The 7616-nt window shown below is 67.5% G+C and carries 7 protein-coding genes; 4 read left to right on the top strand and 3 right to left on the bottom strand.

The window, feature by feature from the left end:
- Window positions 1-33: 33 nt before the first annotated feature.
- Window positions 34-222 carry an acyl-CoA carboxylase subunit epsilon gene (locus ACFWP5_RS31880; RefSeq protein ID WP_384164262.1) on the bottom strand — a complete coding sequence of 63 codons (189 nt, stop codon included), beginning with the start codon at window positions 220-222 and terminating at the stop codon, window positions 34-36.
- Window positions 223-279: 57 nt separating this feature from the next.
- Complete coding sequence (locus ACFWP5_RS31875) at window positions 280-1863, bottom strand: acyl-CoA carboxylase subunit beta (RefSeq protein ID WP_384164259.1); 1584 nt, start codon at window positions 1861-1863, stop codon at window positions 280-282.
- 397 nt (window positions 1864-2260) lie between these two features.
- Here ACFWP5_RS31875 and ACFWP5_RS31870 point away from each other — a divergent pair, with 397 nt between their 5' ends.
- Window positions 2261-2872 (top strand): YceI family protein, encoded by a 612-nt coding sequence (locus ACFWP5_RS31870; RefSeq protein WP_384164256.1) that lies wholly within the window; start codon window positions 2261-2263, stop codon window positions 2870-2872.
- On the opposite strand, the gene ACFWP5_RS31865 is transcribed toward ACFWP5_RS31870, so the two are convergent.
- A complete protein-coding gene (locus ACFWP5_RS31865) occupies window positions 2859-3929 on the bottom strand; it encodes a DNA glycosylase AlkZ-like family protein (RefSeq protein ID WP_384164253.1) in 1071 nt (356 codons plus the stop codon). The genes ACFWP5_RS31870 and ACFWP5_RS31865 overlap by 14 nt on opposite strands.
- Window positions 3930-4121: 192 nt before the next feature.
- Between ACFWP5_RS31865 and ACFWP5_RS31860 the strand changes: the two genes are divergently transcribed.
- From ACFWP5_RS31860 to ACFWP5_RS31850, 3 genes are read left to right on the top strand one after another with little or no spacing between them, the layout of a single operon-like run.
- The gene (locus ACFWP5_RS31860) at window positions 4122-4685 is read left to right on the top strand and encodes a hypothetical protein (protein WP_384164250.1); all 564 of its coding nucleotides are present in this window, start codon (window positions 4122-4124) and stop codon (window positions 4683-4685) included.
- Window positions 4682-5371 carry a hypothetical protein gene (locus ACFWP5_RS31855; RefSeq protein WP_384164248.1) on the top strand — a complete coding sequence of 230 codons (690 nt, stop codon included), beginning with the start codon at window positions 4682-4684 and terminating at the stop codon, window positions 5369-5371. The genes ACFWP5_RS31860 and ACFWP5_RS31855 overlap by 4 nt, the downstream gene beginning before the upstream one ends.
- Complete coding sequence (locus tag ACFWP5_RS31850; RefSeq protein ID WP_384164244.1) at window positions 5371-7344, top strand: putative T7SS-secreted protein; 1974 nt, start codon at window positions 5371-5373, stop codon at window positions 7342-7344. Before ACFWP5_RS31855 ends, ACFWP5_RS31850 begins: the two co-directional genes overlap by 1 nt.
- Window positions 7345-7616 lie beyond the last annotated feature (272 nt).

Below are 7616 nucleotides of genomic sequence, written 5' to 3'. Positions count from 1 at the left end.
GCAGGAGAGTGGGGCCGTGAACGCGCTGAAGGCTCAGTGCCAGCTGTGCGGGGCGCGGAAGCCGCCCTCGCGCTCCAGGCGGCGCCAGCCGGCCTTGGGGAGGGGGCGGTGGGGCTCGGTCGCCGGGGCGGCCGCGGCGCGGGCCAGGAGGACGGCCGTGATGGCGGCGACTTCCTCGGGCTCGGCGTGGCCCTTCTCGACACGAATGTCAGGGGTGCTCATAGGTCTCAGTCTCCGTGGATGAGGTTTCCGCGGGTGTACCGCGAGGAATCCGCTGGATTACTGCGGGGGGTTGCCGTGCTTGCGCGAGGGCAGGTCGGCGTGCTTGGTGTGCAGCATCGCGAGCGACTGGATGAGTACTTCGCGGGTCTCGGCCGGGTCGATGACGTCGTCGACGAGTCCGCGCTCAGCCGCGTAGTACGGGTGCATCAGCTCGGACTTGTACTCCTTGACCATGCGCGTCCGCATCGCCTCGGGGTCCTCGGCGTCGGCGATCTGGCGGCGGAAGATGACGTTGGCGGCACCTTCGGCGCCCATCACGGCGATCTCGTTGGTGGGCCAGGCGTAGGTGAGGTCGGCGCCGATGGACTGGCTGTCCATGACGATGTAGGCACCTCCGTACGCCTTGCGCAGGATGAGCGAAATCCTCGGCACGGTGGCGTTGCAGTACGCGTAGAGCAGCTTCGCTCCGTGCCGGATGATTCCGCCGTGCTCCTGGTCGACGCCGGGAAGGAATCCCGGAACGTCCAGGAACGTAACGATCGGAATGTTAAAAGCGTCACACATCTGGACAAAGCGCGCAGCTTTTTCGCTGGCCTCGATGTCCAGGACGCCCGCGAGCGTCTGCGGCTGGTTGGCGACGATGCCGACGACCTGGCCGTCGAGGCGGGCCAGCGCGCAGATGATGTTGCGGGCCCAGCGCTCGTGGATCTCCAGGTAGTCGCCGTCGTCGACGATCTCCTCGATGACCTTGGTCATGTCGTACGGCCGGTTGCCGTCGGCCGGGACCAGGTCCAGCAGGATGTCCGAGCGGCGCTCGGCCTCGTCGCTCGACTCCGCGCGGGGCGGGTTCTCGCGGTTGTTCTGCGGGAGCATCGACAGGAGGTAGCGCACCTCGGCGAGGCAGGTCTCCTCGTCGTCGTAGGCGAAGTGGCAGACGCCGGAGGTCTCGGCGTGCACGTCGGCGCCGCCGAGGCCGTTCTGCGAGATCTCCTCGCCGGTGACCGCCTTGACGACGTCCGGGCCGGTGATGAACATCTGGGACGTCTCGCGGACCATGAAGACGAAGTCGGTGAGGGCGGGCGAGTAGGCGGCGCCGCCGGCACACGGGCCGAGCATGACGCTGATCTGCGGGATGACCCCGCTCGCCCGGGTGTTGCGCTGGAAGATGCCGCCGTAGCCGGCGAGGGCGCTGACGCCCTCCTGGATACGGGCACCCGCGCCGTCGTTCAGCGACACCAGCGGAGCCCCGGCCGCGATGGCCATGTCCATGATCTTGTGGATCTTCGTGGCGTGGGCCTCGCCCAGCGCGCCGCCGAAGATCCGGAAGTCGTGCGCGTACACGAAGACCGTGCGGCCCTCGACCGTGCCCCAGCCGGTGATGACACCGTCGGTGTACGGCTTCTTGGCCTCCAGGCCGAAGCCGACGGCGCGGTGCCGACGCAGCTGCTCGACCTCGCGGAAGGACCCGGGGTCGAGGAGCAGGTCGATGCGCTCCCGGCCGGTCAGCTTCCCCTTGGCGTGCTGCGCCTCGGTCGCCTTCTCGCTCGGGCCGGCCAGTGCCCGCGCACGGATCTCGTGCAGCTCGGCCACTCGCCCGCGCGCGTCCGTCGGCTCACCCGGCGCCTCATCCAAAACGGTCATGTACTGACCCTACGAAGGACACCGAGGAAAGGGCGCCGTCGACTCTGCACAGTCTCCGGCCCGTTTTCCTGGTACCCCTGAACAGAACCTCACCGGCATGCAGCCAATCCGACTGCTCACAGGGCATGCTGGTTGTAGGGGTTACACAAAGCCGACAGCTGAGAGCCACCTCACATTCATGTGCGGCGGATGCCATCTCCAGAGTGATTCCCGCCGACCCCCGCGTTGCCGGGTCCGCCGGGAGAGCGTACTCGTAGTAGTTGACAGAACACGCTGCGGATGATGTTGAAAATTGAATGGAATAGGTCTACGGTCCTTCTTGTTCGCATCGTTGAACGTTCAACAGATTCCACCCGGTTCCTCAGCCTTCTGATTCCGTCCCCCTTAGGAGCACGTCATGGGCATCTTCGGCCGCAAGAGCGACGACACCGACACCACCACCTCGGCACCCGCCGCCGTCAACCCCGACCTGGCCGCGCTGACCGGCGACTACACCATCGACCCGGCGCACACCACGCTCGGCTTCACCGCCCGCCACGCGATGGTCACCAACGTCAAGGGCAAGTTCCTCGACTTCTCCGGCACGCTGCACCTGGACGGTTCGGACCCGGCCAAGTCCACCGCGTCCCTCGACGTCACGATGCAGAGCATCGACACCGGTTCGCCGGACCGCGACGGTCACCTCAAGAGCGCGGACTTCTTCAAGACGGACGAGTTCCCCACGATGACCTTCCGCTCCACCTCGGCCGAGGCCCTCGGCGGCGACGACTACCGCATCACCGGTGACCTGGAGATCCTCGGCACCACCAAGCCGCTCACCATCGACCTGGAGTTCAACGGCGCGGCGAAGGACCCGTTCGGCAACGAGCGCGTCGGCTTCGAGGGCAAGGCCGAGATCCTGCGCTCCGAGTGGGGCATCACCTGGAACGCGACCCTGGAGACCGGTGGCGTCCTCGTCTCCGACAAGATCAAGCTGAACTTCGACATCTCGGCGATCAAGAGCGCCTGAGGTTGAGCCAGACCGCGAGATCCTCGATCTCGGCCTCCACGGCATCGGCGATGCTCCGGGTGAACTCCACGTCCTGATGGACGGCGTTCACCAGGAGCACGCCGGCCTTGCGGTCGGCTGTGGCGTCGAGCTTTCCGACGAGCTGATCGCCGTACAGGATCGGTAGTGCGAAGTAACCCCAGCGGCGCTTCTCGGCCGGCTTGTACATCTCCAACTGGTAGTCGTAGCCGAAGAGTTCGGTGGTGCGCTTCCGGTCGTGGATGAGCCGGTCGAACGGGGAGAGCAGTGCCGCCCGCCCGGCGAACGGCCGGTTCAGGTACGCCGGATCGACGCGCCACTCCCCCTTCACCCCCTCGACGACGGCCGGTTCGCCGGCCTCGCCGACGACGGCGGGTTCGACCGGGAGCGCGGTGCCGGTGGCCCGGGCGATACCGAGTGCGCGCAACCGTCGTTCGTTGCGGAGGCGGCGCGCGTCTTCGAGCGGGACGGCGGGTTCGTCGGGATAGACGCGTGAGGCGAGGTCCCAGAGCCTTTGGCGTCCCGCGCGCCCCGCGATCGCGACCTCACCCCTCAGCACCATCAGCTCCAGGAGCTGGCTGACGTTGCGGTTGTGGGTCCAGCCCGACGACTTCCACGGCACCTCACACGTGTCGGGCAACTCCCGTGAGATGAGCGGCCCTTGACTGCCGAGCCGCTCCAGAATGTCGCGCCTGCACGCGTCGTTGGCGGCGACCCACTCGCGGTAGTGCTTCGATTCCTTCTCCCATACCGCCATGTCGGCGCGGTAGAGCGCCAGGTCCTCGCTCGGGCGGATCATCGCGCGGAGTTCGAGGAGGGTCCTCTTCTTGAGCGCCGCCGACAGCTCGTCCGGTGCGTACGACGAGCCGAGGCGGCTCCAGGCGACCAGGTCGGCGTTGGGGGCGACGGCGGCGATGGGGTCGATCTGGAGGAGAGTCAACTGGCTTACGACGGCGTGGAGTTCGGTGGGGCGTTCGGCGTCGAGGAGTTGGGCCTGGACGGCGATTCGGCGGGCTTCGGGGCGGGTGAGTTCATGCATGGGGGCTAGTCTCCCCGGGCTCGGCCGGTTCCGCCCTGCGCACCTGGGTCTGCAGCTCGGCCACGGCCTCGACGGTACCTCGCGTTGCAATCGAGAACGCCTAGGTGTGAGGATGCCGCCATGGTTGACAACGGGGGGAGTTCCTCGCTGCCCGCACAGGCTCGAAGGTCACCGTTTGCTGATTATGCGGACATGACCACGCCGGGATCGAGCAACTCGGATGCGTCCACACCGGACTGGCTCAAGCCGAACGCCCCCGCAGAGCGCGCCGATCCGGCCGCACAGGACGCGGTACCGGCGCCGGCGCCGGCCGAAGCACTGAAGCCACCCCAGGATGATCCTCCTCCCGAGGACCACGAGGTGGCGGCCCGCAGGCAGGCGTTTGCGAAGCTGCTGGGCGAGTTTCGCCGCACGGCGGTCCTGGTTCCGCTCGGTGACGGACCCGGCCCGGACGAGGAACGCGGCCTGCTCACCGCGGACTTCGACGGTATCCGCTTCATCCTTGCCTTCTCCGATGAACAGGCCCTGGCCCGCTACGCCCAGGCACGCGGCGAGTACGCCCGCGAGTGGACGTACCAGTCGATCCTCGGCGCCAGGTTGCTGGACGTTGCGGTGCCCACAGCGGGAGTCCCGTGCGGAGTGGCGCTGGACTGCGCGGACGGACCGGACGGGATGGTGTTCCCGCCGGTGCGAGGGATCGTGCCGGACGAGGCGGCGATCGACGGTGACGACGACACGACGCGGGATGTGGCATGAGAGCGGACGCCGGCGGTACCGGGGTCGGCGAGGACCTGAAGGCGGAGGGTCTGGAACTCATCGCGAAGGGCCTGACGGAGGCGCTCGGTGAGCTCAAGGAACTGGGCATGGTCGGTGTGGCCGGAGCCGGGCGCGGCTTCGACTCCATCGGCCTGTCCGGACTCGATCTGGGCACGGACGATGTCACGGGCGCGTTCGACTCCTTCTGCACACGCTGGGAGTGGGGCGTGCGCACGCTGATCAACGAGGGGAACGGGTTCGCGCAAGGCGTCGGCCTGTCGGCGGGCACGTACTACGAGACCGAGCAGTACGTCGAGGGGACGTTCAAGGTCGTCGCGAACGCGGCGATCGGCAACCCGTACGCGTCCGAGGACGAGGTCACCCGGCAGGGCTGGGGCGACATCTACAAGTCCGGGATCTACAGCGGCAACACGGACTTCAGCGCCGACTCGTGGCAGCAGGCCGAAGCGAACGTCGAGCAGGGCTGGAAGGACGCCGGCCGGGACGTGATGACCTCGTCCACCGTGGGCCCGCTGGGCCTGAACCCGGAGAACCTGCACACCACGTTCGGGGTGTCCGACGCCGAGTACGAGCAGTGGCTCGACAACAACTTCGGCCCGTCCGCCGAGGAACGTGCCCAGGCGGCGCGGCAACAGCAGGGTGCGCCGGGCGAGGGCGGCGGTTGATGGGCCTCGGCGATGTCGTCGGCGACATCGAGGACGGTCTGAACTCCGGCCTGAAGGTCGGCGAGAACCTGATCGACTCGGGCAAGGAGAAGCTCGGCGAGGCAGTCGACTACGGCAGCGACAAGCTGGGCGACGGCCTCGACTACGTCGGTCTGGACAAGGCCGGTGACTGGGTCCACAGCGCGGGCGACCATGTGGCCGCGGACCTGGGCGCCACCCCCAGCGAGCAGCGCCTGGGCCACACCGAGGACCCGACCGAGCTGGTGCACGGCAACCCTGGCAAGGTCCGGGAGAGCGCCAAGCACCTGAAGGACTTCCACACCGCCTTCGACGATGTCGGGCAGGGCATGAAGAAGGTGGGCTCGTCGGGGTGGACCGGCGAGGCCGGAAACGCCTTCCGCGAGAAGTTCGAGATGCACCCCACCAAGTGGCTGCAGGCCGCCGATGCCTGCGAGGACGCGGCCACGGCCCTTGACTCGTACGCGGACACCATCAAGTGGGCGCAGGACAAGGCCCATGAGGCCATCGACCTCTACAAGCGGGGCACGAAATCCTACGAGACCGCGGCCGAGGCATACAACAAGAAGGTCGGCGCCTACAACGTCAAGGCCCTGGCCGGCGAGGACCCCGGCCCGAAGCCCGACCCCTTCGACGAATCCGTGGGCAAGGCCGACATGAACAAGGCCGCGGACATCCTTGACGACGCCCGCCGAGGCCGTAACGAGGCATCCGCCAAGGCCGCCGCCGCCATCAAGGCGGCTCTCGCCCACGCGCCGGCCGAGCCGCCCCCGCTGGACCGGATCCGGAACGACGTCACCGACGGCTATCAGGCGTCCCAGATGGAACTCGCCCACGTCACCGGCGGCATCCTCAAGGGCACCGCGGGCCTGGTCAACCTCGCCCGCGGTCTCAACCCGATGGACCCCTACGCGCTGACGCACCCGGCCGCGTACTACCAGAACGTCAACATGACGCTCTCCGGTCTGGTCTCCACCGCCGCCCACCCCGAGCGTGTCCTCCAGGCCGCCGTCGACGGCTTCAAGAAGGACCCCTCCGAGTTCATCGGCCGTCTCATCCCCGAACTCGTCGGGACCAAGGGCGCGGGCCTGGCCAAGGGCGGGCTACGGCTGGCCATGGAGGAGGGCGCGGAGGGCGCGGCGTCCACCCTGGGCGCCAAGGGGGTGCGGTACGGGGAGGACCTGAGCAAGGCGGGCGTGCACGCGGACTCGGTCGAGTCCGGGATGGCGCAGAAGTTCCTGGACGACCAGCATCCGTCGCTCGATCACCTCAACGACGGCCTCCAGGACGCCCAGAAGCTCTCGCACGATGACTTCGACAAGCTCAGCTCCGAGCAGAAGCACGCGACAGCCTCTGCCGAACTGTATGACGGGGCGCACGCGTTCCCGGACACGGACGCGGCAATTTCATACGGAAGGGACGTCTGGAACGAATATGCAGACAATCTCCCCGAATCAACGAAAAAGTCGCTCTTGGACTACACGAACGACTTGGGTGAGCCGAATCCAAAAAACGCCACCTACAACGAAATGAACGGGTACCTCCGCGGCAACGCCGACCTGGGTACTCCGGACGTCCTCCGGAATATCGAGAACACGGACAAGGCGCTGGCCGGAACCCCGGTGCCGCAGGACCTCACAGTGGTCCGCGGCCAAGGCGTCGGCCACTTGGGGGCCACTGCACCCGACGAGCTCGTCGGCAAAACGCTCACAGACGAGGGCTACATGTCCACCTCGCTCGGCGACAACGGCGCCGTGCCCGCATTCGCGAACAAGGAAGGCATTTTGCACCTCCGGGTCCCTGCTGGAACTCCGGCACTATGGGTAGAGAACGTCGGCACGTTCGGTATGGGTGAGCGGGAGCTGCTCCTCGGACGCGGCACCTCGTACGAGGTGACTCGCGCCTTTCTGGAAAACGGCCAGTGGCACATCTACGGCGACGTACTGCCGAAGTAGCGGAAGAGGAAAGCTCAGATGAACTCCGACCATGACGCCAAGCCCCGCTTCGTCAAGCGAACGACCAACCCTCGAATCCACGAGGACGACGGGGCGGGCATCATCGTCTCCGGAGGGCCGCCACGCTACGCGTTCCGGACGAGCGGTCCCGTGCGCTACGTGGCTGTGGCCGACAACGGGAACGACCTGCTCGGCTACTTGTGGTTCAACGACGAGGACGAGGCGGCGAGTTGGGTCCCGCTCAGGAAGAGAGGCGACGACGGCGTCAACTT

Source organism: Streptomyces sp. NPDC058469, assembly GCF_042721125.1.
Lineage (GTDB): Bacteria > Actinomycetota > Actinomycetes > Streptomycetales > Streptomycetaceae > Streptomyces.
The sequence above is the reverse complement of the archived record's forward strand: the minus strand, read 5'-3'. Positions and strand labels throughout refer to the sequence as shown.

Bases quoted from the DNA above. Each gene is read 5' to 3' on its own strand.
- ACFWP5_RS31880 (WP_384164262.1), bottom strand. From the start codon at position 222: ATGAGCACCCCTGACATTCGTGTCGAGAAGGGCCACGCCGAGCCCGAG.
- ACFWP5_RS31875 (WP_384164259.1), bottom strand. From the start codon at position 1,863: ATGACCGTTTTGGATGAGGCGCCGGGTGAGCCGACGGACGCGCGCGGG.
- ACFWP5_RS31870 (WP_384164256.1), top strand. From the start codon at position 2,261: ATGGGCATCTTCGGCCGCAAGAGCGACGACACCGACACCACCACCTCG.
- ACFWP5_RS31865 (WP_384164253.1), bottom strand. From the start codon at position 3,929: ATGCATGAACTCACCCGCCCCGAAGCCCGCCGAATCGCCGTCCAGGCC.
- ACFWP5_RS31860 (WP_384164250.1), top strand. From the start codon at position 4,122: ATGACCACGCCGGGATCGAGCAACTCGGATGCGTCCACACCGGACTGG.
- ACFWP5_RS31855 (WP_384164248.1), top strand. From the start codon at position 4,682: ATGAGAGCGGACGCCGGCGGTACCGGGGTCGGCGAGGACCTGAAGGCG.
- ACFWP5_RS31850 (WP_384164244.1), top strand. From the start codon at position 5,371: ATGGGCCTCGGCGATGTCGTCGGCGACATCGAGGACGGTCTGAACTCC.